Here is a 25,334-nt window from a genome sequence, read left to right as displayed (position 1 = left end):
TCTCAGGCGGCGGCGGGGGCGTCGTCGGCGACGGCCAGCTGGCCGGCGACCTTGCTGCCCAGTCCGCGCAGGGACAGTCCCCGGCCGAGTTCGAGTGCGGAGATCTTGATGTCCAGCGCCTTCTCGGTGCGGGCGCCGAACTCCATGGCCATCAGCGAGTCCATGCCGAGATCGGTGACCGGCTCGTCGATGTTGATGGTCTCGGCCGCCACCCCGAGCACCACCGCGAGCTGGTCGGCGAGGCGCTGGGCGACGAAGTCGGCGCGCTGTTCGGCGGGCAGGGCGAGGATGTCGTGGCGCAGGGTGCTACCCCCGCCGCCGCCGACCCCGGCCGCCGCGAGCAGTTCCCGGAAGCGCACCGTCTCGACCGACGGCCGGGCCCCGCGCGACCACACCTCCCAGTCGATGTCGGCGATCACCGCCTGGGCAGTGTCCAGCGACAGGCATTCCCGCAGCAGCGCGGTCGCCCGGTCCATGTCCAAGGGCAGGAAGCCGAGCATCTTGACGTAGTCGACCAGCGCCTCGCTGCCGTCGGCCATGCCGCCGCCGCTCATGAAACCCCAGTTCACCGCCAGCCCCGCGAGGCCGCGCCGGTGGCGGTCGGCCGCGAGCGCGTCGAGCGCGGAATTGGCTGCGGCATAACCGATCTGCGGCGTGATGCAGCCCAGCGCGCTGATCGAGGAGTAGAGCACGAACAGGTCCAGTTCGATGCCCGCGGCCGCGGTGGCCCGGTCGAGATTCTCCGCGCCCCGCACCTTCGTGAACAGGGCGCGCAACGAGTCGCGGGTGATCTGCGGGACGGGCAGGTTGTCGACCACACCGGCCGCGTGGAAGATGCCGCGCAGCGGCGCCGGTCCGGACTGACAGCGGGCGACCAGGTCGGCGACGGCGGCGTAATCGGAGATGTCCAGCCGTTCCGGCACGACGTCGACACCGGCCGCGGCGAATTCGGCGAGCTGCGCGCGGGCCCGGGACGTCGTCGCGCCGCCGCGCCCGGCGAGAATCAGCCGCCGTGCTCCCGCCCGCACCAGCCAGCGCGCCGTCGCGAGACCGAAACCGCCGAACCCGCCGGTGACCAGATAGCTCGCGCCGGGATCGATGCGCGGATGGTCGATGCGCGGCCGCACCCGGGGACGTTGCTCGCGCAGGTCCAGCACCACCCGCCCGATCTGGTCGGCCCGGGCCACCGCTTCGAAGGCCGCGGCCAGTTCGGACACCGGATACGCCTGGTACGGCAGGTAGCGGTAGGTGCCCTCGCGCAGCCGCTGCTGCGCGATGCGCAAGGGGGCGCGCAGGATTTCGGGATCGTGGGCCATGGCGCGGTCCATGTCCACGGCGAAGAAGGTGAGGTTGTGGTCGAACGGGCCCAGGTCGAGGACGCCGCCGTCGTAGATGTCGGCCTTGCCGATGTCGACGATGCGGCCGAACTCCGCCGCCACCCGGAAGTTCTGCTGCAGGATCTCGCCCGGCGCGGAGCTGTAGACGACGTCCACGCCGCGCCCGCCGGTGAGCCGGGCGATGTCGTCGACGAATCCGGCAGACCGCGAATTCAGCACGTCGCGCACGCCGAGCTGCCGCACGAATTCGCGCCGCTGCTCGGTACCGGCCGTGGCGATCACCTCGGCCCCGATGTCCAGCGCCACCTGCACCGCCGCCATGCCCATGCCGCCGGCCGCGCCGTGGATCAGCACGGTCTCGCCGGGCCGCAGCCGAGCGAGCGTGCGCAGCCCGAATTCGGCCGTCAGATACGGCAATCCGGAGCCGCAGGTGAGCGGGTCGTACGGTTCGTCCGGTCGCAGCGGGTGCGGGAGGGTGGCGCCGGCGTCCACCGGCATCGTCACGTACCGGCGCAGGATGTCACGGGCGCACACCATCATCCGATCGCCGACGGCCACCTGTGTCACACCCGGCCCGACGCGCGCGACGATCCCGGAGCCCTCCATGCCGACGGTCATCCCGAAATACGTGTCGCCCAGCTCCTTTTCGGTGAGGACGCCGATGACCTTCATGGCGTCCTTGTAGTTGAGCCCGACCGTCTCCATCCGGAGTTCGACCTCGCCCGGACCGGGCGCGACCCGATCGGTCTCGCGCAGGCCCAGATCCGATATCAGCCGCGACTGCGGGACCTCGAGTTCGAAGGAGCGCTCCGGATCGCGCAGCGGTGCGGCCTGCGCGCGCCGGTCCAGATGGGACCGCAGGCCCTGATCGATCCGCACGGCCCAGTGCTGCTCGCCCCGGACGGCGATCTCGTCGGCCGCATCGTCGGCGAAAAGTATTGCGACATCCGGCATTTCGCCGGTATCGCGGAGATCCACCAGCCGCCACGCGACGGCGGGTTGCTCGTTGCGCAGCGCCCGGCGGGCACCGATCAGCGCGGCGTGCGACGCCCGGACCGCGGAGTCGCCGGGCGGGCACAGCGCGTGCTCGGTGACGACGACGCCCCGGACCTGTGCCGCCGGATGGTCGGCGCGTAGCTCGTCGACGGCGTGAGCGACCCGCACCAGGCCGTAGACGTTGTCGGCGTCGCCGAAGTCGTCGCCCAGCACCACCAGCACCCGGATCCGCTCGCCCGCCGGTGCGTCCGCGCCGGAACGCAATGCCCGGCGCAGCATCTCGTCGGTGGCGGGCGCTGCCGGATCGGCCAGCGCCACCGGTCGGTAATCCAGGTCGCCGAGCAGCTCGGCAGCGCGCTCGGTCGCGCCGGAGCCCACGGCGACCGCCACGATCGCCTCGTCCGGCCGGGCCGCGGTGTCCGGCCGGGCGTCCAGGGTCTGCCAGACCTGTTGGTAGAACACTCGATCCAGCTGCCTGGTGATATCCGTCGCCGCGGCCACCGGCCGGAATTCGACCCCGAGCAGCCGCAGGGCCACCGCGCCGTGCTCGTCGACGAGTGCGATATCCGCGCGCAGCGGATCGGTGCCGCGCCGGGTCACCAGGGCCCGCGGGCGCGCCGGGAGCGGTCCGAGCAGGCGGACGCCCGCGATGGCGGCGGGCACCACCGCGGCCTCGCCGTCCGCTCCGGCGGCGAGGGCCGCGACGCATTGCAGCGCGGCGTCCACCAGCGCCGGATGGGCCAGGTGCCGGTGCCCCGGCTGGTCGGCCGCCGACAGTGACGCCAGCACGGCCTCGTCGCCCACCACCGCCGAGACGATGCGCTGGAAGGCCGGTCCGTACTCGAGTCCGCGAGCGGCCAAGGCGCGGTACAGGTCCGGGCCCGCGACCGCGGCGGCGTCCGGCGGTGCGGACACCTCCTCGACCGCGGGTTCGAACCCGGCCTCGATCAGCCGCCCGCGCGCGTTGAGGGTCCAGTTCTCGGCCGTGGCGGAGCGGGAGCGGATCAGGAACCGGCGAGTCGACTCCTCGACGGTGATCCGCAGTACCGGCACGTCGTGCTCGTCGACGACCAGCGGCGCGACGAACTCCACCGACTCCAGCCCGACGCTGGCGCGGCCGGTGCGCTGCACCGCGGCGCTGAGCGCGGCGTCGAGGTAGGCGGCCCCGGGGAGGACGACGTGGCCCTCCACCACATGGTCACGCAGCCACGGGAAGCTCGAAATCGACAGCTGCACTTCCCATTCCGACGATGCCGAGGATGTCGCGTCGCCCAGCATCGCGGGTCCGTCCGGCGTGCCGATCCGGTCGAGCACGGTGATCGGCTCGTCCTGCCAGAGGTACCGGCGCTGCCAGGGGTAGGCCGGGAGGTCCAGGTGCGGCGCCACCGATTCCGAGCGTCCGGGTATGCCGGTCCCGCCCAGAGCGCCGGCGGCGTACAGATCCGCCACGGCGCGCCGCACATTGTGGTGGTCGCGCAGATCCCGCGACAATGTGGCGACCGAGGTGCCGATCACTCCCCGTTGGATCAGCATCTCGCGAATGTTGCCGCCCAGCACCGGATGCGGGCCCACCTCGAGGAACACCCGGTGCCCGGCGTCGACCAGGGCGCCGATGGCGTCGGCGAAACGGACCGGCTCGCGCACGTTGCGGCACCAGTAGTCGCCGGTCCAGGTCTGGCCCGGGATCTCCGACGCGGTCACGGTGGAGTAGGTGGTGAGCTTCGCGTCGCGCGGGGCGAGATCGGCCAGTGCGCCGCGCAATTCGCCGAGGATCGGGTCCATGAGATGGCTGTGGTAGGGCACCTCCACCCGCAGTGCGCGCGCGAAGGTCCCGGTCGAGGCCAGGAGGTCACGCAGCATCTCGAGGTCGTCGCGGTCACCGGCCAGGGTGACCGAACTCGGGCTGTTGATCGCGGCGACCGAGATGCCCGCGGTGTTCGCGAGCATGGCGCGGGCGTCGGCCTCGGACATGCCGACGGCGAGCATCCCGCCGGTCCCCGCGGTGGTGGCCTGCAGCCGGGCGCGGTGATAGGCGACGGTGAGCGCGTCGCGCAGCGACAGCGCGCCGGAGACGTAGGCCGCCGCGACCTCGCCGACGCTGTGGCCGACGACCGCCGCCGGATGAATCCCGTATTCGGCCAGCTCGGCGGTGAGCGCCACCTGCACCAGGAAGTTGGCCGGCTGTGCGTAGGCGGTCCGCATGATCCGGGACTCGGCCTCGTCGGCCAGCAGCTCCGCCACGATCGACCAGCCGGCGATGGTGGTGAACTCCTGGTCTACCTCGCGCGCCACCCGCGCGAAAGTGCTGTCGCTGGTGAGCAGTTCGCGTCCCATGCCCCACCACTGCGGGCCCATGCCGCTGAAGACGAACACCGGCTCCGCCGCGCCCTCCCCGATGATCCGGCTCGGCGCCCGGCCGTCGCCGGCGGCGTAGGCGGTCAGTTGCGCCCGCAGGTCGGCGTCGTCCTCGTAGGCGAATCCGGCGCGCAGCGGGTGGTGGGCGCGGCGCGTCCACGCCGCGGCCGTCACCGTCGCGGCGGAGTGCTCGTCCAGCGTGGCGGCGAACCGGCCGGCCAGTTCGCGGACCGCGGCCTCGCTGCGACCGGAGACGGGCAGCATTCGCGGCGCCGGGCGCTGCTCGGGCACGGCCGCCGGGCGCGGCGCCTCGACCAGGATGGCGTGGGCATTGGTGCCGCCGTAGCCGAATCCGTTGATGGCCACCACGCCGGTGCCGGGCTCCCCGGGCAGCGGCTCCGGCCGCAGCGGCACCCGTAGTCGGAGATCGTCGAACGCGATGGCGGGATTCGGCGTCTCCAGCGAACTCTGCGGCGCCACGGTGCGGTGGTGCAGCGTGAGCGCCGCCTTGATGAGCCCCGCGACCCCGGCCGCGGCCTCGGTGTGGCCGAAGTTGTTCTTCACCGAGCCGACCGCCACCGGCTCGGTGCGCCCGTCCACGGCGCCGTACACCGCGCCCAGCGCCGCCAGCTCGATCGGGTCGCCGACGGCGGTGCCGGTGCCGTGCGCCTCCAGGTAGCTCACCTCGTGCCCGGCGATGCCCGCGTCCTCCCGCACCTGCCGCGCGAGTTGTTCCTGCGCAACAGGATTGGGGACCGGGATGGCCGCGGTGCGCCCGTCCTGGTTCACGCCGGTGGCCCGGATGACCGCGTAGATGCGGTCGCCGTCGCGCAGCGCCAGGTCCACCGGCTTGAGCAGCACGGCGCCCGCGCCCTCGGCCCGGCCGTAACCGTCGGCGGTGGCGTCGAACGACTTGCAGCGCCCGTCGGCCGAGAGGAACCGGCCCTTGCACATGGAGATGAACGTCTCCGGCTGCAGCAGCGCGTTGGCGCCCCCGGCCACCGCCATCTCGCACTCCCCGTGGGTGATGGCCTGTACGGCCAGATGCGTGGCGACCAGCGACGACGAGCACGCCGTGTCGACGGTCAGGCTGGGGCCGTGCAGGTCCAGCAGGTAGGAGATGCGGTTGGACAGCAGCGTGTGCGAGGAACTCATCGCGGTGTGGCTGGTGATGGCCGGCCGGACCAGTGGCCCGCTGCGGCCGAGCGCGTTGTCGAGAATGAACCCGCCGATGTAGACGCCGACCGCGTGCCCGGCCACCCGGCCCGCCATCCCCGCGTCGTCGAGCGCCTCCCAGGTCACCTCGAGCAGCAGCCGCTGCTGCGGATCCAGGATGGCGGCCTCGCGCTGTGCGATCCCGAAGAAGTCGGCATCGAAGTCCCACAGGGACTGGGTGAGGAAGCCGCCGCGGCGGGTGTACATGCGGCCCGGCGCGTCCGGGTCGGGGTCGTAGTACTTCTCGATGCTCCAGCGATCCGCGGGCACGTCCACGATGCCGTCGCCCTTGTCCAGCAGGAATTTCCAGTAACCGTCGGGGTCCGAAATGCCACCGGGAAAACGGCAGCCGATACCCACGATTGCAATGTCGACCATTGTTTCTCCTGGTCAGCCGAAATGCGAAAGACTGTGCCGGAAATATTTCCGGTACCATCGAATTCAAAGCATCGATGCTTTCCGGAACAGCCTATTGTGAACTCGGTGAGAACGTCAATTGTTGTGTGTCACAACCGCTTCGCGCGGCGTAGTACGGAAATCAGGGCGGCATTCGAGAACATGCCGTTCAATAATTTCGGGTGAATTGCGCTGAGGTTCATGAGAACCGCATAGCGCAGCCCGTGGTCCCGCCATTCCGCGAGCTGATCCACAATTTCGTCCGGTGTGCCGACGAGACAGAATTCGCGCACCAGCGACCGGGGGACACGATCGATGTATTCCAGCGTGGTGCGCTCGTCGAGCACCTGCGGCAGCAGGTCCTGCAACCCCGTGAATCCGGCGCCCATCGGGTGATCCACGCCGTGCCGCGCCCACATCTCCGCGGGCGCGCACAGCGTGAGCGCGCGGGCGCCCACGCTGTCGGTGAGCGCGTCCACGTCGGCGGCGCGCGTGGCGGTCAGGACGCTGAATACCGCGGCCGCGCCGACCGCCGCCGGATCGCGGCCCGCGTCCGAGGCCGCCGATCGCACGGTCTCCAGGCGTTGCCGATACTCCTTGGGGCGCTGGGCGAAACCCGGGAACCACACGTCGGCGTAGCGACCGGCTGCGCGCAGCATACGCGGGCCGCCCGCGGCCACCCAGATCTCCGGCCGGGTGCCCCGATACGGCGGGATGTCGAACACGGCGTCGCGCAGCGGGAAATGCGCCGAGTCCCGAGACACCAAGCGGCCGTGCGAATCCCACAGCGCCCGGATGGTGGCCAGCGCCTCCTCGAACCGCGCGACCGGCGTGCGCCAGTCGACGCCGTAGGGCTCGTTGTTGTCGCGGATGCCCGTGCCGATCCCGAGAATCGCGCGGCCGTGGCTCAAATGCTGCAGCGTGGCCGCGGCCTGCGCGGTGACCGCCGGATTGCGGCGACCGGCATCGGTGACCCCGACCCCGAGCCGCAGCCGGGCGAACCGGTTCTGCGCGGCCAGATAGCCCAGCGCGGTCCACGGTTCGTAGATGCCGTCCGCGTGCGGCGCGAGCCGGGTGATGCCGACATGCTCCGGCCGCCAGATCGACGCCGGGAGGATCGACGGCAGGTGATCGGTCACCCACAGCGAATCCGCCCCGCCCGCCACCGCGACCGAGCGGCTGCCGCGGAACTGCAGATCGGGCGAGAATCGGGTGTACACACCGGAATCCATGACGCCGGTTCGGAATTTCACCATGTCGCCTACTTCGCTCGGTCGGGTACGGGCACGGGTGGGGCGCTGTCCTCGGGCAGGCCGATGCGCCGGTGCAGGCGGGCGAGCCGGGGTGGCGCCCACCAGTTCGCGGCGCCCAGCAGCCGCATCAGCGCGGGCGCGAGCACGCCGCGAATGAGGGTGGCGTCGGTCAGCACCGCCAGGGCCAGGCCGAGCCCGAACAGCTGAATGAACGACACGTGCGCGGTCACCATGCCGGCGAAGGCGATCGCCATCAGGCACGCGGCCGCGGTGAACACCCGGGCAGTGCGCGCCACCCCGAGCGCGACGGCGCGGGTGTTGTCGCCGCGGTCCAGCCACTCCTCGCGAATCCGGGACAGCAGGAACACCTCGTAGTCCATCGAGACGCCGAAGGCCAGGCAGAACATCAGGATCGGCATAGTCGGCACCAGGTATCCGGTCGGGGTGAAGCCGAACAGCCCGGACAGATGACCCTCCTGGAAGATCCACACCATGGCCCCGAACGTCGCCGCCAGGGACAGCACGTTGAGCAGCAGCGCCTTGAGCGGCAGCAGCAAGCTCCCGGTGAAGACGAACAGCACCACCAGCGTGGCCAGGGCGATCACCGCCGCCGCGAACGGCAGCCGGGCCGAAAGCGCGTGCAGCGCATCGACATTCTCGGCCGCCGCGCCGCCGAACCGCGCCGGTCCGGGCGCCGCCACCGCGCGGACCCGATCCAGCTGGTCGATACCGGCGCCGCTGTACGGGTCGAGTCGGGTGCCGATCCGCAGATACGTTCCGGCCTCGGTGGCCGTGCCGGGCAGGGCCGACGCGACCCGGCTGCCGTTGGCGTAGGTGCCCGCGGCCGAGGCGACCGTGGTGACGTCGCCGACGCGGGACAGCCGGGCGGCGTACTCGCCGAGCGGTGCGCCGGAACCGGGAAAGCCGGGGAGCACCACGATGATCGCGGCGGTCGCGTCCTCCGCGAAATCGGTCCGCAGCGCGTCGCCGACGGTATGGCTGGACGCACCGGCGATGACCCGGTCGTCGGCGGCTCCGAACCGGATCGACAGGAACGGCCAGCCCAGCACCAGCAGCAGCGCGATCACGGCGGTCGCGGCGAGCACCGGGCGGCGCATGACCGCGCGGGTCAGCCGGTACCACCCGGTGTCGGCCGGATCGGGCACGATCGGCAGCGGACGGCGCGACAGGCGGCGCAGCGGGGCCCGCACATCCAGCAGATCGACCCGCGGGCCGAGCAGGGTGAGCGCGGCGGGCACCAGCAGCAGGGTCGTGAACACCGCGGCGGCGAGCACCGCCAGCCCGGCGTAGGCCAGCGAGCGCAGGAAATACAGCGGGAAGACCAGCAGCGTCGAGAGTGACAGCGCCACAACGACACCGGAGAACAGGACGGTCCGGCCCGCGGTCCGCGCGGTGCGCAGCACGGCCGCGGCGGTGTCGTGCCCGGCGGCGAGTTCCTCGCGGAACCGGCTGACCATGAACAGGCTCGAGTCGATGGCGACGGCGAAGCCGAGCGCGGTCATCATATTCAGCGCGAAGATCGACACCTCGCCCGTCTCGGCCAGCAGCCGCAGGATGGGCAGCGTCGCGAAGATGGTGAACACGCCCACGGCCAGCGGGATCAGCGACGCGACCACGCTGCCGAACACGACCATCAGGGCAAGCGCGGTGAGCGGCACGGCGATCGCCTCCGTGACGAGGAGATCCTTCACGATCACATCGCTCATCTGGTCCAGCGCCACGGCCTGGCCACCGGCCTCGACCGTGACGCCGTCGCGCTCGCCGATCAGCGGCTCGGTGATCTCGCCCGCCCGCCGCGGCGCCTCGGTGTCGTCGCCGGTGACGTGGGCCAGGATCAGCCCGCTGTGCCCGTCTCCACCGCGCAGCGCCTGCTTCAGATCGGCCGGCACCGTCCAGTACGACTCGACGGCGTCGATGTCGTGCCGGGCGCGCAGTTCGCCGGTCAGCCGGGCGCCGGCCGAACGCGCCGCGGGACTTTCGATTCCCTCCGGTGCGTCGATCAGCAGCACGATATTCGGCGCCGCGCTCGGAAAGCTTTTGTTCAGCAGCGCGGAAACCTCGGCCGATTCGGTGCCGGGTGGTGCGAAGCCGCCGGTTTTCAAATGCGCGGGCGCGGACCAGCCGACAGCGATGCAGAGAATTCCGATGAGCAATGCGCCGTACAGCACAGCCCTCGGCCGATTCGACGCGAATCGCGCAACACCAGCAAGCATGAGCGAATACCTTAGGCCCAATGGGCGGTCGGGCGAATTGTGTTCGGCGGCACCGGGTCTGCCGCGGCGGCGTCGATCCGGCCGGCCAGGATGCGCCATTCCTGTGCATTGCGATTCGCCAATTCCGCGACCGCGGCCGTGAGATGCGGAGGGACCGTGGTGGCGAGCGTCGTCCAGACCTCGCGCTGGATGGAATGGGTGTGCAGCCAGCGCAGCAGGGCCCGGCCCTGCTGGCTGAGCCGCATGGCCGGATCGCGGGTGAGCTGCTGCAGGATCGCCGCGGTGCCGTCCGCCTGCGCCGCAATGTCGGCGTCGTCGCCGATCGCGTTCTCGCGCAACTTCTTCCGGATGGCGTGCGCGGTGCTGATCGACACCTCGGCGGCTGCGGCGAGCGAGCGCAGCGGCATGTCGGGGGAGTCGGCGAGCAGGTCGGCGACCCGCTGCCGCCGCTGGGCGGAATCGAGCGGGCGGCGGCGGCCGTCGGCCCCGACCCGGGTGTTCGACTGCGGAAGTTCGGCGGTCGAACGATGGCGGATGCTCGCGACGGTCTTGGCGGCCAGTCCGGTGGTGTGCGCGATGGCCCGGTCGGACAGGTCCGGCATCGTCTCGATGAGGCGCTCGGCGGCGGCCTTCCGATCCGACAGCGTCAGGGGCAGGCCGTGGGCGGTGTTCAGCTCGACGCCGCGGCGGAAGGCCTCGGCGGTGCTGCCGTCGAAGAAGACGACCTCGATCCACTCCCGCCCCTGCGCCCGCGCCGCGCGCAGCCGGTGCATGCCGTCGATGACGCGCATTGTGCTGCGGTGCACCAGGATCGGCGGCAACGGCGATTCGCTCTCGGCCAACCGCGCGATATGCTGACGATCCTCCCCGTTCGAGCGCGGCGAATCCGCCGGCAGCAGCTGATCGATCGGAACCTGGTAGTGCGCGTTCGACGAGAGTGGAACTACTTCACCCTGTGCGACTGTGCGTTCGGCGGACATGAGACACCCCCACGGGTCGTCATGAATCGGACCGGTCCTCGATGACCGACGGTCGAATCGGAGGCGCTCGAGCGCCTGGTGACCGATCGGTCACAGCGTAGGCGGGTGGGATTGATGACACTAGGCTTTTCAGGTCGAGTGGGGAGAATGAGACACCATGGGAGTCATTACCGAGGCCGGCCGTACCGCCTTGCTCATCGCGGGCACTGTGGTGGCCGAACGTGAAGGGCTGCACCGTCTCTCGATCAACGCGGTGGTCGAAGAGGCGGGCATGGCGAAGGGCACCTTCTACAACCATTTCGTCAATCGCCGCAGCTATGTCATCGCCCTGCACCGCCGGTTCTTCGACGGCCTGGCGCAGCAGGTGGGTGCGGCCCTGGCGGGCGCCGCGCCGGGCGTGGAGCGGATCGCTCCGAGCATCGACGCCTTCCTGGACGCGTGCCTGACCGCGCGCGGCACGGAGGCGTTCATGGTGCAGGCGCGCACGGATCCGGATCTGCGCGAGGAGATCCGGGTCCGGCACGAGCGATTCATCGCGGTCGGGGTGCCCGATATGGCGGCCGCCGGATGGCCCGACCCGGCGGCCGTGGCCCGGATGAAGGTCGCCATGGTCTCCGAGATCTGCCTCGCCGAGATCGGCGAGCGCCGCCCCCGCCGCGACCTGCGCGCCGCCGCCGTCCGGCTGCTCACCGCCAACGCGGGCCGCGCGCTGGACAGCGCGAGTACCTGACGCGCGCTAGCTCGCCGGCAGGACCAGGCCGGCCGAGCCGGTCATGCGAGGCCGGGACGTGCAGGGCCGAAAGTCATTTCGTGGCAGCCGCCGGGGGTGGAAAACGCTGCGCCACATAGTCGATGAGGGAGGCGGCCCAGGCGTCGAGTTGCCGGTCACCGTCCGCGGCGGTGGCCGCTGTGGGGTCGCCGAGCACGCCGTCGGCGCTGACGGACGCCACGCCGCCACGACGCAAGCGGTCGATGAGGTTCGGCAGTGGATCGGTGTTGCCGCGCGCCGCGTGCCGCATGGACACGGCGTCGGGCCGGAGCCGGAGCATGACGGAGGTCTCCGCGTGCCCGGCGTGGCTGTCGTCCGCTCGGCCCGAGGGTGACCAGGCAAGTACGTGACGCCCCTCCGAACGCAACGTCCGCACGGCAGCACGCAGCGGAACCAGATTGCCGCCGTGCCCGTTGACCAGCACCACCCCGGCGAAACGATCGGCCCCACGGACGAGTTCGACCACCAGCAGCTCGAGCGCCGCCTGCCCGATCGACAGGGTCCCGGCGAAATCGGCATGCTCCCCACTGGACCCGTACGGGACCGCGGGACCGACCACCACCTCCGGCACGGCCTCCGCCAGCCGACGGCACAACTCGCTCGCGATCGCCGTATCGGTCCCCAACGGCAGATGCGGCCCGTGCTGCTCGGTCGCCCCCAACGGCACCGCCAACAGCATGCGACCCGCCCGCTCGGCCAGCACCGGCGACCGAAGATCCGCCAGATTCGTCACAACCGCCCCGCCCGTTCACAACGAATCCAGAGCAGCAGCACCGGGTTTCGGCGTGTGTCCCCAGCGAGCGTGCAACTGATGCCGTCGAGGTTGATCATCGCGTTGCCAACCGTTTGCGCCGGGGTTCGAAGCGGCCCGGGGCACAAGGATGTGGTGTGTAGTTTGGGTTCGGGGTGGAGTGGGTCGTGGGGGAACGTCATGGCTGGGCTGTCTGTGTGCGGCGGATTCGTGGCAGCAGGGGGATGAGGGTGCGGTGTCGTAGGCAACCTGCCCAGACGCCGAGACCGTAGGCGAGGTCGTCCGCCAAACGTAGTGTGACGTCGGTGTTTTCGAGGAGGGATGCGGCGGCGGCGAGGGCGGCGGCGGCGCGTAGTACGCGCCTGCCGCGTGCGGTGCAGAGTGCGAGCGGCCACCAGGTGCGGCGCACGGTGTCGGCGAGCTGTCGGGCGAGCCGCAGTTGGCCCGTGGCGGCGAGTGACACGGCCGCCGCCATCGGTACGTCGCGGCGTCGTAGCCGGTGCGCCGAGCGCGCGACATTCAGCGCCGCCGGGACGACCGCCGCCGCGAAATGGCCGGAGAGCAGCAACGCGGCCGCTGCGGCAGCGTCGGCCGGAAGTTGTGCCGCCGGAAGCAGTTCGGGATGCCTGCGCGCGAGCAGAGCGGCCGAGGTGCCGTAGGAGAAGCGCTGGCGCAGAAACGCGCCGAAGCTGCCGCGGGGCTCGTGGTGCACGATCGACAGCGGTTGATACCGCACCGAGTGGCCCGCCGCGACCAACCGCCAGATCAGGTCGACATCCTCGCCGAACCGCAGTGACTCGTCGAAACCGCCCACCGCGCACAGTGTCTCGGTCCGCACGACGAGCGCCGCGGTGGGAACGTACCGGACCCGCCCATCCGGCCGGACCGCCGCCGGATCGGGTCCCATATCGAGCGCCGAGCGCCGCGCCTCGTAGTGCCCGACCGGACCGCCCCGCAGCGACCGCACACGCGGCGCGACGGCCGCCACGGCCGGGTCCTCGAACAACGGGACGATACGGTCCAGCCACCCCGGCGCGGGAACGACATCGGAGTCGAGAAAAGCCACCAACGGTGTCGTAGCCCGCCGCCACCCCGCATTACGCGCAGCGGCCGGACCACGCGCGTGCTCATGGCGAACCAGCGTCATCCCCTTGCCGGTGGTGATCGGCGTGTGGGAGCCGTCGTCGACGACGATCCGGGTGGCGATTTCACTGGTCGCGGCGAGCAGCCGGGTCAGGCCGTGCGAGTTATTGCGGACCGGAACGACCAGTGTCACAACGGATGTGGAGGAGGAGGTGGGGTCGGTGGTGGGGTGCACGATTCCGGCGTCGAGGAGTTTGCGGGCCAGCGCGCGGGCGGGGGCGGCGGGTGGGACGGGTTCGCCGGTGAGCCAGGTATCGAGCAGCCGGGTGCCCGCGGCGCCCAGTCGCAGCAGCCGGGTCGGTGACCCGCCGAGCAGGAGCCGGCCGTCCGCGAAGCGCCGGACACCGGGATCCAGCCGCACCCTCATGGCATGAATCCCCCGTCGGCATGAACGACACTGCCTGTGACACAGGCGGATTCGGGTGCGCAGAGCCAGGCGACCACGGCCGCCACCTCCCGCGGCTCCAGAATCCGGTCGAGCAATTGGTGCCCGGCGAAGTCGTCGACGCTGTCGAGGTCGTAGAGCCGCGCGGATTCGGCCAGCAGATCGGTGCGAGTCGAACCGGGGGAGACGGCGACCGCGGTGACCCCGGTGCCTCGCAGATCGTGGGCGAGCCCCTTGACCAGCCCGACCACCGCGTGCTTGGCGGCGTTGTACCCCGCCAGCTGCCACATGCCGTGATGCGCCGCCGCCGAGGCGAGCGCGACGAATCGGCCCGTCCGCGGCGCGGGCCGCCGCAACAGCGCGGGCACCACGGCCCGAGCGAGATTCGCGACTCCGTGCACCCCGACCTCGAACATCGGCTCGAAGTCGCGACCGCCGGTCTCCCACAGCGGCCGCCCACCGCCGGTGACTACCGCCGCCGCCGCGACGGCCGCGTCGACGCGCCCGAACTCTTCTTCCGCCCGCCGCACGATCTCGATCAACGCGGCCCCGTCCCGCACGTCGGCCACCTCTTCGACCACGGCTCCGGAATGCGCTCCCGCCACCGCGCGCAACTGTTCCCGGGTGCCGAGCGGGTACGGCACCAGTGGATCGTCGGCACAGCGGTCGATCGCCACGACCCGCCAGCCCGCGCCCGCGAGCCGGTGCACGGTCGCCGCGCCGATCCCGCGAGCGGCGCCGGTGACGAGGGCGACGGGCGCGTCGGACATCAGAGTCCCCGGGTGAACCCGTCGGGAATCACGACGTCGTCCGGACCCAGGTCGTGTATCGACGAGTGCCCGAGGCCGTAGAGCGTCGAGTCGATGCCCTGGCGCAGCACCTCCAGCACGTTGTGCACCCCGTGCGACCCGGCAGCGGCCATGCCCCACAGGTAGGGACGGCCGATCATCACGGCGCGCGCGCCCAGGGCGAGCGCCTTGACGACGTCACCGCCGCGCCGGACGCCGCCGTCGAGCAGCACCTCCACCTGATCGCCGACGGCCCCGGCGATCCCGGGCAGCAGCCGGATGGTCGCGGGCGTGGAGTCGAGATTGTTGCCCCCGTGATTGGAGACCGAAATCGCGGTGGCGCCGATGTCGACGGCGCGCTTCGCGTCGTCGGGCCGGCCGATGCCCTTGACCAGGAACGGCCCGTCCCACTGCTGCCGCAGCCAGGCGAGGTCGTTCCAGGTGGGCGGCGGGGTGCCCATCCATTCGCCGTACGCGCCGAAGAAGGTCGGGCCCTGCTCACCGCGCGGCACCAGGTTCGGGGTGGTCAGATCGGGCAGACGCCCGGAGCGCGCGAACCGCCACAGCCAGCCGGGTCGCGCCAGTACCTGCGGTGCGAAGCTCAGCGCGGTCTTGACGTCGATCCGTTCCGGCAGCGCCGGGCTGCCCCAGTCGCGGGCCGAGGCGAAGACCCAGTCCAGGGTCACGATGACGCCCTTGGCTCCGGCCGCGCGGGCACGCTCGAGACGCGCGGTCATCGCGTCCTTGTCGCCGAGCCAGTACACCTGGAAGAACGTCTTGTCGTTGGCGGCGACGACCTCCTCCACCGGCTTGGAACCGAACGAGGACAGCCCCAGCGCGGTGCCCGACTGCGCCGCGCCGCGCGCCACGCCGACCTCGCCCTCCGGGTCGACGGCCTGCACGCCGGTCGGCGAGCAGATCACCGGCAGCGAGATCTCCTGTCCCAGTACGGTGGTGGACAGGTCGCGAGTGGCGGGCAGGTCGGCGATATGCGGCCGGAAGCCGAGTTCGGTGAAGGCCGCGGCATTGTCGTCGAGCGTGACGCCGGCCTCGGAACCCGCCAGCAGCGCCAGATATACCGATTTGGGGACGCGTTTCTTCGCCCGCCGCTGCGCCTCGGCAACGGACTCGAACCAGTCTTTCGTGCTTGCCATCGTGAAAGTCCTTGTCTGATAACGGCTTACCGGAGCCCGGCCAGCGGGCTGGTGTCGCAGGCCCGGTCGGGGGTAGCGACGGGACGAGTCGAGGGCATGCCGAGGGTGACCGCCCGCCGGGCGCCCGTGCGGGAGTGGTCCTTGTCGGGTTCGGGCCGCGCGCCGACCGCCGCGAGCGCGGATTCCGCGTTGCCGCGCACACATTCGGGGTCCGGGCCGTCGAGCGGGAGGCCGGTGAAGAATTTCGCGGCCATGCAGCCGCCGCGGCAGGAGTCGTAGGCCGAACACGACGCGCAGCTCCCGCCGGTCTGCGGGGCGCGCAGCCGGGTGAACAGTTCCGAGGTCCGCCAGACGCTCTCGAAACCGCCTGTGTCGCGGACATTTCCGGCGAGGAACTCGTCGTGGATGGCGAACGGGCAGGCGTAGACGTCGCCGACCGGGTCGATCAGGCAGACCACGCGGCCCGCGCCGCACAGGTTCAGACCCGGCAGCGGATCGGAGCCCAGCGCGTTGAGGTGGAAGAAGGAGTCCCCGGTGAGTACGCCCTCGCCGTTGGCGACCAGCCAGTCGTAGAGCTGCAACTGCTGTTCGGCGGTGGGGTGCAGATCGTTCCAGACGTCGGCGCCGCGTCCGGACGGGCGCAGGCGGGTGATGCGCAGCTGCGCGCCGAAACGGTCGGCGATGGCCTTGAATTCGTCCAGCTGGCCCACGTTGTGGCGGGTCATGACGACCGAGATCTTGAAGTTCTCGAATCCGGCGGCGGCGAGGTTCTCCATCGCGCGATAGGCCGTGGCGAACGATCCCGGCCCGCGGACCGCGTCGTTGACCTCGGCGGTCGCGCCGTCGATGGAGATCTGCACATCGATGTAGTCGGACCCGGCCAGCTTCCGCGCGCGCTCGGGGGTGAGGCGAACACCGTTGGTGGAGAACTTGACTCCGACCTGATGAGCGACGGCGTAGTCCACCAGTTCCCAGAAGTCCGAGCGGACGGTGGGCTCACCGCCGCCGATGTTGACGTAGAAGACCTGCATCCGCTGGAACTCGTCGATGACCGCCTTGCATTCGGCCGTGGTCAGCTCGCGCGGGTCGCGGCGGCCCGACGACGACAGGCAGTGTTCGCAGGCCAGGTTGCAGGCGTAGGTCAACTCCCACGTCAGGCAGATCGGTGAGTCGAGGCCGTATTCGAAGTGTTCCACCAGTTTCATGGGTCGTCCTGTTCGCGTTCAGCGGGCGGTACGGGAGCGGAGGATGCCCGATTCGCACAGACCGGCGAGGGCACGCAGATAGCGGTCGCGGTCGGCGGCGGGGACCTCGGCCGCGTCCAGGGTGCTCAGCACGTCGGGGTGCCGGTCGAGTTCGCGCACCACCGTGACCAGCAGTGGCGTCTTCAGAAAAGAGAGTCGCCGGGTCTCGAAGTCGTAGACCAGCGCTCCGAAGGGTTCGGGCCGCAGCGACACCGACCCCGCCAGACGGTAAGGCAGGGCCGGGTCGAACGCCGCCGGGTCAGTAGACACCGCACATGCCGTCGATCGAGACATCCTCGACGAGCAGGTCTTCCTCGACGAGGGCGTCGTTGTCGGCGACTACTGTTCGGTGGGCGGTCTGGTCGCTCATGGCTCCTCCTGTGGAGTCGGGTCGGACGGGTGTGACCGCCAGCATAATGACACCGGGTGACAAATTGGAAGGGTGATGGCGGAAAAAAGATCGGCCGGAAGCGGCGCACCCGCCAACCGCCCAGGTCGGCGGCGCTCGACGAATGCCGTCGAGCTGGAGCGGGCGGCCTTCGAGCTGTTCGAACGCGACGGGTTCGAGGCGACCACCGTGGAGGACATCGCGGCGGCGGTGGGCATCAGCAAGCGCACCTTCTTCCGCTACTTCGAGTCCAAGAACGACGTCGTGTGGGGCGACTTCGGCGGGCAATTGGAGGTGATGCGCGCCCATTTCGCGCGCTGCGCGGAGGAGCAGCCGCTCATGGAGGCGGTGCGGACGGTGGTCGTGGAGTTCAACCGGTTCGACCCCGCGCAGGTGCCCTGGCATCGCAAGCGGATGGAACTGATCCTGAAGGTCCCTGCCCTGCAAGCACATTCGACGTTGCGCTTCCGGGAGTGGGGCGAGGTGGTGGCGGATTTCGCCGCGGCGCGGCTCGGGGTGCCCGCGCGCGAACTGATTCCGCAGTCGATCGCGCACGTCGCTCTCGGGGTGGCGATCGCGGCGTACGAGTACTGGCTGACGCGGCCAGGGGCGGAACTCGCCGACATCATGGATCAGGCGTTCCGCGACCTGGCCGCGGGATTCGACGTGGGGGAGCGTCGTTAGCGATCAGCCGCGGGCGCCCTCGATCAGTGTGGTGAGCACCTCGAAACTGTCGTGCGCGGCGACACCGGCGACGGCCCGCTCCACGCCGACCCGCGACACCTCGAACGGCTGCATCCGGTCACCGGCCTCGGCGGTGCAGACGGCCGCCAGATAGAACTCGGTGATCGCGGCCCGGTACAGCGTCCAGAGCCGTTCGCCGTCGACGGCGACACCGGCGGCCTCGAGCCGGGACACGTACCGCCGCACCAGATCTCGCTCGATCGTGCGGAGCAGGCCGGGTTCCACCGAGGCCGTCGCGAAGTAGGCGACATCGCGGATTCCCGCGCCCGCCGTCGCGATCTGCCAGTCCAGGAACCCGGGGCCGTCGTCGGTGAAGAACAGGTTGCCCAGATGTGGGTCGGCGTGGATCAGCGTCCGTGGCTGCGCGGCCCAGAAGGCGTCGATGTCGGCGCTGCGCTGATAGAAGATCCGGCACTGGCGGCGCATCTCCGCCGGGACGAGATCGGCGCTGTGCCCGGTGATCTCGGCCAGGAACCGGCGGCGGATGAGGTCGCCGAGGCGGATGTCGGCGGTCGTGCGGGTGGCGAGCGGCCGCAGATCGCCTGCGAATCGGTCGGTGTCCCAGAACGCGGCGTGCAGATCGGCCAGCGCATCGATGACGGCCTCCGCCTCGGCCCGGGTGACGGTGTCGACGACCGTGCGGAACCGGGCCGTGGCCGAGAGGTCCTCGAGTACCAGGACGGTGCGCCGCCGGAACCGGTCGGACTGCGCGACATAGCATTTCGGGACCCGCACGGGCGGCTGTTCGCCCAGGGCGCGATAGGCCAGGATCTCGTGCAGCCCGAGACCGAAGACGTTCATCAGGACGTGCTGCAGATAGTTGCTGGGCGGCAGCTTCACGAACAGGTGCGCCGGGATATCGCCGGACTCGCTCTTGACTGCGATCCGGGCGCGCGCGGCCGTGCCGGAGTGCGCGTCGAGTACCTGCACCGAGGTGAGTGCGCCCGGCGGCAGGCCGAGCGCGTCGCCGAGCCAGCGCTCGGTCACCTCGTCGATGCGCAGCGGGATGGTCCCGCCGGGCAGGACGCGGTCGAGCCCGGCCCGGACCGCCTCCCGGGTAGCCATGCCCAGTGCGGACGCCGTCGCGAATACCTGCGAGACCACAATCCAGCCTTTCCGTGGTGCGGCACAACCGGTTCCGGTCGCGGCCGCGTGGATGTGATCCTCAGTTCTACCGCCCGCCGGTGTTCTGCGCTTGCTGACGGGCGATCCGCTCGTCGTGATTGCGGACCAATTCGCGGAATCCGATCCGCTTCCATTCCGGTTTCGGCTGCACGCCCCACTGGTCGCGGGCGGTGGTCTGGCCCGCGGCCTCGGGCTCGCCGCCCAGGGGTGGTGCGGTGAAATCGCCCCGTTCGCATTCGAGGGTGTCGTCGGAATAGCGGACCTTCATCATCTCGTCGCAGATCTCGCTGATCGACAGCGTCGGCCAGCCGTACCAGAGCGCGAGAGCGGGCACGGTCAGCGAGCCCTCGATGACGAGTGCGATCAGGCAGACGAGAATGCCGCGCCGCAGCCAGGTGTGCATGCGCGCGAACGGCGCCGTCGTCCCCAGCGGCAATTCCCGCTCCGCTGCCGTGTCGTCGGCCGGTGTCTGTTTACTCATGATGTTCTCCTGGAACACGGAGGATGCCGAAATTCGGTCAGTCGGAGAAGATTTCGCGATTGACGGTGTGGAGATAGGGAATCGCCAGGAACGGCGTGATGTAGAAGATGTCGTACAGCCACCAGCCGGTCACCGGCAGCACGACGCCGTGGAATCGCACGTCGGCGTACATGGTCATGTTCACGACGTAGCCGATCCAGATCACCACCCCGAACCAGCAGGTGAGGATCAGCCACTGATGTCCCCACCGCTTCATCTGCAGGAAGGCGATGGCCGCGGCGATGCGCATCGGGAAGACCGTGAGTATCAGCGCGACCTCCCACCCCTTCTCGCCCGGTGCGCCCGCGCCGCCGATGGCCAATTCGTTGTAGTGCCAGAAATATCCGGCGTCGACGAAATTGCCCCACGCGGTGAAGAACACGCGAGTCACCAGGGTGTGGTTGGCGAACAGATCCAGCACCCAGCCGATGCTGTTGAGAAAGGCGTCGAGAATGACGAGATAACCGATCAGGGTGACGATGATCGGCCGCACGGAGAGCCCCGCCCGCTGCGCCTTGCGTTGCAGCCACACGCCGCGCAGAAAGAACGGCAGGCCGATGAATCCGAAGATGAACGTCCCCATCAGCGCGGTGCCCGCGGTGAGCCATTGGTCGGCCCGGCGCTGGGCGCGGCGGCTCTCGTCGTGGTGTTCGTCGTAACCGACGGTGAATGCCGGCATATTCATGGCGCACCTACCAATCCCGGGTCATGTACATCTGCAATTGGATGAGGAACATCGCGAGCAGGAATCCGTAGATGACGATCTGGAAGACGATCAGGGCCCGGCGACGCCGGCGATCTTGTTCGTTCATGGGGACCTCCTGTGCTGAGTTACACCGGCGACTCGTCCGCGGCGGGCAGGGTGGCCGCCGCGATCTCCCGCAGGCCTTCATGGATGGCGCCGTCGCTGCTCAGCGGCGCCAGGACGCAGGCTTCGGCGGCCTCGCGCTCGCCGGCGCCGGCGGTGATCAGGCGCGCGGCGGCGACCAGCACGCGCGTGGACGGCGGTTCGAAGTGGAAGACGGCGTCCGCCTCGCGAATCATGGTGGCGCAGTGGACGAGTCGCCGCGCGACGGCGGAGTCGACGCCGGACTCCGCGACGACCACCTCGGCCTCCCGGTCCGGCGGCAGGTAGTTCATCGCGAGGGTGACGAACCGCTGCCGGAACGACGGCTTCAGCTCCTTGAGCGAGCCGCGGTAGGCCGGATTGTAGGAGCAGACCAGCTGGAACGGCTCGGGCGCGGGCACCACCTCGTCGGCGCGATCGAGGTACAGGGTGCGCCGGTGATCGGTGAGCGAGTGCAGGATCGCCAGCGAATCGTGGCGGGCCTCCGCGACCTCGTCGAGATAGCAGATCGCCCCGGCCTTGACCGCGCGGGTCAGCGGACCGTCGCGCCAGGCGACATCGCCGCCGGAGACCAGGAACCGGCCGACCAGATCCGAGCTGGTGAGGTCGTCGTGGCAGCTGATGGTGACCACCGGCCGGCCGAGTAGCCGGCCCATGTGCTCGACCAGGCGGGTCTTCCCGCAGCCGGTCGGTCCGGTGAGCATGACCGGCAGGCGCCTGCGATAGGCCTGTTCGAACAGCCGCACCTCGGTGCCGCCGGAGTAGTAGAGATCGGTGGCCATCTGCTCTCCTCGGTCGGTGTCGTCAGGGCGCGATCAGTTCGCGGTGGAGGTGCGCGAGCGCACGGGGTAGTTCCTCCACCCGCCGGATCCGGCGTGATCGGCGCGGCCCGAACACCTCGGGGAGCGGATCGACGCGGGTGGGTCCCACGCCCAGGTAGTAGATCGACACCCCGGCGTCGGCGGCCTCGGTCACGGCGTGCGCGACGTCGGCCCAGGCGTAGCGGCCCTCGTATCCTTCGTCGGACATCAGGCCGTCCCCGATCACCAGCAGCAGGCGGCGTTCGGCGGGCTGGTCGCGCAGGCGGTGGGTGAGGTGCCGCAGGGGTGCGCCGAGCCGGGTGTAGCCGCCGGTGCTCAGTCCCAGGCTGCCCGGGTCCACGAAGCCGGTGTCGTCGAAGTCCCGCAGGCAGCGCACCTCGACCCGGTGCCGGGTGTTACCGGTGAAGACGAACAGGCCGTGGGGTTCTCGCGCGAGGGTCATGGCGCGCGACAGGGCGTCCGCGCAGTCCAGTTCCAGCCGGAAGATCCGGCCCCCGTGCACGCCGAGGGAGGAACTGCCGTCCAGCAGCACGGCCGTGGCGACGTCGCGGAATCCCGGCAGCAGATCGCGGAACACGCGCGGCTCCGGGACCGGGCCGCAGCGGGCGTCGGCGAAATGCGTGACGTAGCGGTCGATGTCGAGATCGCAGCCGTCCTCCAGGCCGCCGCGCACGACGCGGTGCGTGCGCTGTTCGAACCAGCGGCGGATGTCGGGGGACACCGGCGCCACCGGCCGCGGCCGGGTGGGATGCCGCCGCTCCAACACGGCGACGTGATCACGCAGGAAGGTCTCGGTCCACAGATTCCATTCCGGATAGGGCAGCCCGGCGCGCTGGTCGGCGCGGATCTCCAGGTCCTCGTTCTCCGGCCGGCTCGGCGGGGGCAGGTTGGTGTTGCGGCTGCCGCCGTCGCCGCCGACGGGGACCGACATGACGCGGTAGGAGTCGCTGCGCGCGGAGGTCCACGGCATCCGGGCGTAGGTGCGCCGCGCGGCTACCGCCAGGGCGCCGCGGCCGGGCGCGGCCAGCGGCAGCGTGCCCAGCAGCGGGTCGCCGGGCAGCGGATCGCGAGATCGCGCCAGAACCATTGCGCGGTCCAGCATTTCGGAGCCGTCCAGGTCGCGCTCGGCGATCTCGAGGCGGGGCAGGCGGCGGCGCAGTTCGGGCAGCAGGCCCGGCAGCCGGTCGGCGATCCACGCCGCGGCCACCCCGCCCTCGACGAGTGACAGCGCGCTCAGTTCGCGCGGCGACAGCTCGTGCAGGCGGAACCGCGCGACGCGGTCCTTCGACGGCGCGCATTGCAGTGCCACACCGCAGGTCAGCGTCGTGCGGGTCCAGTCGGCCGCGACGGGCGGATAGGGAACGTGCACGACGCGCCGGGTCGAGTTCAGGCCGAACCCGCGACGTGCACCGGTGACGAGCCGGACGCCTTCGCGTCGACGTGCGGAGAAGGCGACAGCAGTCAGGGCGCAACTGCGTTCGATCCTCGCCCCGCCGCCCGCGGTCATCGCGTGCTCCGGGGCGCGGGAGAGCAGCGGATGTTCAGAAGGTGTTGATGTTCTTCATGACCCAATACCAGAAGGCGATGATCAGCAGTACCGCGCCCCACGCGAGGGCGATGCGAACGAGGTCGACGAGCATGGTGATGTCTCCGTGACTGTCGGTGTGCGGCGCGGCTCATCGGGGCTCCAGGCTGCGCAGCACGGTGATGAGATAATTGTCGAGCGCGTTGTCGCGCAACGACTTCGAGCCCGACGTGGTGGTCAGCATGGCGTAGAGGCCGAGCAGGAAGAACACGGCGCTGTGGAAGGGGTCGACGGCGATCTCGGCCTCGCCGGCGGCACGGGCGCGCTGGATCTCCTCGACCACCAGCACGATCACCCGGTGCCCGCGCCACTCGTCGTCCAGCGGCCGGCTGGGAGAGAAGTGGACCGCGAGGATCTCCTTGAACAGCACGCTGCCCAGCCGGCGCTCCAGCCCCAGGACCAGCTGAATCGTCTTCTCCAGCGCGGCTTTCAGATCGTGCGGCCCGGCCAGGAAGTCCGACAGTTCGTCGGCGATGCGGGCCTCCTCGCGCGCCTCCAGCTCCAGCAGCGCGTGCTCCTTGCTGGGGAAGTGGAAGTAGAAGGTGCCCCGCGCGACACCGGCCGCCTCGACGATCGCGCCGATATCGGCCTCGGCCACCCCGACGCTCTGGAACTCCGCGATGGCGGCGTCGAATACGCGGCGGCGGGTGCGCAGGCGCTGGGCCTCGCGGCCACGGGGCGCGTCCGATAGCTCGCTCATGAGCAGATTCCCATTCGATGGGCCGGAATCGATTCTCCGGCTTGGGGTTTCGATGCCGCGAGCGGAATTCGCGGCGCTGTACAGAACATACTGACAGATGTCACTGAACCGCGTCAACGAAATTCGCTAATCAGCTCACCGTGAGTTGCTGTAGCGGAGAATGGCATTTCCGCTCGTTGTCCGGCATGGTCCGCGCCACCCGCAGGCGGTGCCGGACATGGCACGACACCGCGCGACGATCGTCGCGCGGTGTGATCGGGGAATGCTCGCGAGGAGCCTCAGGCGACCAGGTCGTCCCGGCCCAAGGGGGCGAAGAAGGCGTTCACGCCGGGCCCTGTCAGCACGTCGGAGAGCGCGACGAAATCGTAGCGCGTGCCGGAATCGGCCGGGACACGGCCGATCTGGGCGAGTTCCTCGTGTGCGCGGCCGGGCAGCAGTGCGCGGTGCAGCCGGATCAGGTCGGGGTCGAGCGTCCCGCCGGTCTGCTCGGCGTGTGTGATCATCAGGTGCAGGCACAGTTGCTGCGCCGGGGTGGTCGGGCGGGGATCGAGACCGAGCGAGAACGTCCGCACCAGGGTGTCGAAGGTCTGCTCGACGTAGTGCAGGAACACCGGTCGCGGGCTGTGCAGCATCTTCCCCCGCACTTCGCGCGCGAGCTCGCCACCCGCCGTGACCAGCGCATCTACCGTTCGAGGGGTGAGACCGGCGATTTCGAGGCCACTCATGACGTCTCCTAGCGCGAAAAACTCCGAACGGTGACACGAATCCGGGCCCACGGAGTCCGTGCGCCCGGAAACGGCATTCTTGTCCTTGTAACTGTAATTTATTCAGTATTCGGCCACAAGGGTTCGCGTCGATTCCGGCCTCACATGAAGCGTCCGCCGGTGACCTCGAGCGTGGCGCCGGTCATGTACGACGACAGGTCGGAGGCCAGGAACAGCGCGACGCTCGCCACCTCTTCCGGCTCCCCGGCGCGCGCCATGGGAATCTCCGACATCTTCTGCTCCCAGACGGCGGCCGGCATGGCGGTGGTCATCGGCGTGCGGATCAGGCCGGGCTGGATCGCGTTGACCCGCACGCCGTGCCGGGCCGTCTCCTTCGCCGCGGCCTTGGTCAGCCCGACGATCCCGGCCTTGGCGGCCGAATAGTTGGTCTGGCCCGCCATCCCCACCTTGCCCGAGAGCGAGGAGAGGTTGACGATGCTGCCGCGCCCGCGTTCGCGCATGATGGCCGCCGCCAGCCGGGTGCCGTGCCAGGCGCCCTTCAGGTGCACGGCGATGACCTGGTCGAACTCGTCCTCGGTCATCGTGCGCAGGCCGGCGTCGCGGGTGATCCCGGCGTTGTTCACCATGATGTCGAGCGCGCCGAACTCGGTGACCGCCGTGGCCAGCAGCGCCTCGACGTCCGCGGCGCGGGTGACGTCGCAGCGCACCGCCCGTGCCACCTCCGGCCCGAGCTTGTCCCGCACGCCACCGGGCGTCAGGTCCCCGACGACGACCCGCGCGCCCGCGCGCACGAACGTCTCGGCGATGGCGAACCCGATGCCCTGGGCCCCGCCGGTGACGGCGGCGACCCGCCCGGTCAGTAGCGACACGGTGAATCCT

Annotated in this window: 21 protein-coding genes; 2 read left to right on the top strand and 19 right to left on the bottom strand. The window is 70.5% G+C overall.

Translation table 11 applies throughout. The features are described from left to right. Positions 1-2: 2 nt before the first annotated feature. The 4 genes from ACFMRZ_RS06620 to ACFMRZ_RS06605 all read right to left on the bottom strand — a co-directional run bounded on the left by ACFMRZ_RS06620 (position 3) and on the right by ACFMRZ_RS06605 (position 10,766). The gene (locus tag ACFMRZ_RS06620; RefSeq protein ID WP_400178330.1) at positions 3-6,281 is read right to left on the bottom strand and encodes an SDR family NAD(P)-dependent oxidoreductase; all 6,279 of its coding nucleotides are present in this window, start codon (positions 6,279-6,281) and stop codon (positions 3-5) included. A gap of 128 nt (positions 6,282-6,409) precedes the next feature. Beyond that, positions 6,410-7,555 (bottom strand): LLM class flavin-dependent oxidoreductase, encoded by a 1,146-nt coding sequence (locus tag ACFMRZ_RS06615; RefSeq protein ID WP_400178329.1) that lies wholly within the window; start codon positions 7,553-7,555, stop codon positions 6,410-6,412. Between the two features lie 5 nt (positions 7,556-7,560). Then, on the bottom strand, positions 7,561-9,786 hold the full coding sequence (locus ACFMRZ_RS06610) for an MMPL family transporter (protein ID WP_400178328.1): 2,226 nt from the start codon (positions 9,784-9,786) through the stop codon (positions 7,561-7,563). An 11-nt stretch (positions 9,787-9,797) separates the two neighbouring features. Continuing rightward, positions 9,798-10,766, bottom strand: a complete 969-nt coding sequence (locus ACFMRZ_RS06605) for a ParB/RepB/Spo0J family partition protein (protein ID WP_400178327.1) — start codon at positions 10,764-10,766, stop codon at positions 9,798-9,800. Between the two features lie 157 nt (positions 10,767-10,923). Here ACFMRZ_RS06605 and ACFMRZ_RS06600 point away from each other — a divergent pair, with 157 nt between their 5' ends. Then, complete coding sequence (locus ACFMRZ_RS06600; RefSeq protein ID WP_280271744.1) at positions 10,924-11,496, top strand: helix-turn-helix domain-containing protein; 573 nt, start codon at positions 10,924-10,926, stop codon at positions 11,494-11,496. 73 nt (positions 11,497-11,569) lie between these two features. Here ACFMRZ_RS06600 and mftE read toward each other — a convergent pair whose 3' ends face one another. From mftE to mftA, 7 genes are all read right to left on the bottom strand, one after another. Next, a complete protein-coding gene (gene mftE, locus ACFMRZ_RS06595) occupies positions 11,570-12,268 on the bottom strand; it encodes a mycofactocin biosynthesis peptidyl-dipeptidase MftE (protein WP_400178326.1) in 699 nt (232 codons plus the stop codon). A gap of 196 nt (positions 12,269-12,464) precedes the next feature. Then, complete coding sequence (mftF, locus tag ACFMRZ_RS06590; protein WP_400178325.1) at positions 12,465-13,796, bottom strand: mycofactocin biosynthesis glycosyltransferase MftF; 1,332 nt, start codon at positions 13,794-13,796, stop codon at positions 12,465-12,467. Then, positions 13,793-14,584 (bottom strand): mycofactocin-coupled SDR family oxidoreductase, encoded by a 792-nt coding sequence (locus ACFMRZ_RS06585; RefSeq protein ID WP_400178323.1) that lies wholly within the window; start codon positions 14,582-14,584, stop codon positions 13,793-13,795. Before ACFMRZ_RS06585 ends, mftF begins: the two co-directional genes overlap by 4 nt. Then, on the bottom strand, positions 14,584-15,756 hold the full coding sequence (mftD, locus tag ACFMRZ_RS06580) for a pre-mycofactocin synthase MftD (protein ID WP_280369166.1): 1,173 nt from the start codon (positions 15,754-15,756) through the stop codon (positions 14,584-14,586). The genes ACFMRZ_RS06585 and mftD overlap by 1 nt, the downstream gene beginning before the upstream one ends. Positions 15,757-15,782: 26 nt before the next feature. Beyond that, positions 15,783-16,961, bottom strand: a complete 1,179-nt coding sequence (mftC, locus tag ACFMRZ_RS06575) for a mycofactocin radical SAM maturase (protein ID WP_400178322.1) — start codon at positions 16,959-16,961, stop codon at positions 15,783-15,785. Positions 16,962-16,979: 18 nt separating this feature from the next. Next, complete coding sequence (gene mftB / locus ACFMRZ_RS06570) at positions 16,980-17,270, bottom strand: mycofactocin biosynthesis chaperone MftB (protein ID WP_040753321.1); 291 nt, start codon at positions 17,268-17,270, stop codon at positions 16,980-16,982. Then, positions 17,260-17,370 carry a mycofactocin precursor MftA gene (mftA, locus tag ACFMRZ_RS06565; protein ID WP_280275547.1) on the bottom strand — a complete coding sequence of 37 codons (111 nt, stop codon included), beginning with the start codon at positions 17,368-17,370 and terminating at the stop codon, positions 17,260-17,262. The genes mftB and mftA overlap by 11 nt, the downstream gene beginning before the upstream one ends. A gap of 75 nt (positions 17,371-17,445) precedes the next feature. Here mftA and mftR point away from each other — a divergent pair, with 75 nt between their 5' ends. Beyond that, complete coding sequence (mftR, locus tag ACFMRZ_RS06560; protein WP_400178321.1) at positions 17,446-18,072, top strand: mycofactocin system transcriptional regulator; 627 nt, start codon at positions 17,446-17,448, stop codon at positions 18,070-18,072. Positions 18,073-18,075: 3 nt separating this feature from the next. Here mftR and ACFMRZ_RS06555 read toward each other — a convergent pair whose 3' ends face one another. The 8 genes from ACFMRZ_RS06555 to fabG all read right to left on the bottom strand — a co-directional run bounded on the left by ACFMRZ_RS06555 (position 18,076) and on the right by fabG (position 25,324). Then, positions 18,076-19,236, bottom strand: coding sequence for a phosphotransferase family protein (locus ACFMRZ_RS06555; protein ID WP_400178320.1), 1,161 nt, complete (start codon positions 19,234-19,236; stop codon positions 18,076-18,078). A 67-nt stretch (positions 19,237-19,303) separates the two neighbouring features. Next, on the bottom strand, positions 19,304-19,738 hold the full coding sequence (locus ACFMRZ_RS06550) for a hypothetical protein (protein ID WP_400178319.1): 435 nt from the start codon (positions 19,736-19,738) through the stop codon (positions 19,304-19,306). Positions 19,739-19,775: 37 nt separating this feature from the next. Next, positions 19,776-20,456, bottom strand: coding sequence for a hypothetical protein (locus ACFMRZ_RS06545; RefSeq protein WP_400182788.1), 681 nt, complete (start codon positions 20,454-20,456; stop codon positions 19,776-19,778). Between the two features lie 152 nt (positions 20,457-20,608). Continuing rightward, entirely contained in the window at positions 20,609-21,406 is a 798-nt protein-coding gene (locus ACFMRZ_RS06540; protein ID WP_280369181.1) for a CbbQ/NirQ/NorQ/GpvN family protein, read from the bottom strand. 22 nt (positions 21,407-21,428) lie between these two features. Then, complete coding sequence (locus tag ACFMRZ_RS06535; RefSeq protein WP_400178318.1) at positions 21,429-22,952, bottom strand: nitric oxide reductase activation protein NorD; 1,524 nt, start codon at positions 22,950-22,952, stop codon at positions 21,429-21,431. 169 nt (positions 22,953-23,121) lie between these two features. Continuing rightward, the gene (locus ACFMRZ_RS06530; RefSeq protein ID WP_400178317.1) at positions 23,122-23,730 is read right to left on the bottom strand and encodes a TetR/AcrR family transcriptional regulator; all 609 of its coding nucleotides are present in this window, start codon (positions 23,728-23,730) and stop codon (positions 23,122-23,124) included. Positions 23,731-24,008: 278 nt separating this feature from the next. Further along, on the bottom strand, positions 24,009-24,455 hold the full coding sequence (locus ACFMRZ_RS06525; RefSeq protein WP_400178316.1) for a hypothetical protein: 447 nt from the start codon (positions 24,453-24,455) through the stop codon (positions 24,009-24,011). A gap of 140 nt (positions 24,456-24,595) precedes the next feature. Next, positions 24,596-25,324 carry a 3-oxoacyl-ACP reductase FabG gene (fabG, locus tag ACFMRZ_RS06520; RefSeq protein WP_400178315.1) on the bottom strand — a complete coding sequence of 243 codons (729 nt, stop codon included), beginning with the start codon at positions 25,322-25,324 and terminating at the stop codon, positions 24,596-24,598. Positions 25,325-25,334 lie beyond the last annotated feature (10 nt).

Origin of the sequence: Nocardia sp. N2S4-5 (genome assembly GCF_044628355.1) — a bacterium.
GTDB classification, from domain to species: domain Bacteria; phylum Actinomycetota; class Actinomycetes; order Mycobacteriales; family Mycobacteriaceae; genus Nocardia; species Nocardia wallacei_B.
The sequence above is the reverse complement of the archived record's forward strand: the minus strand, read 5'-3'. Positions and strand labels throughout refer to the sequence as shown.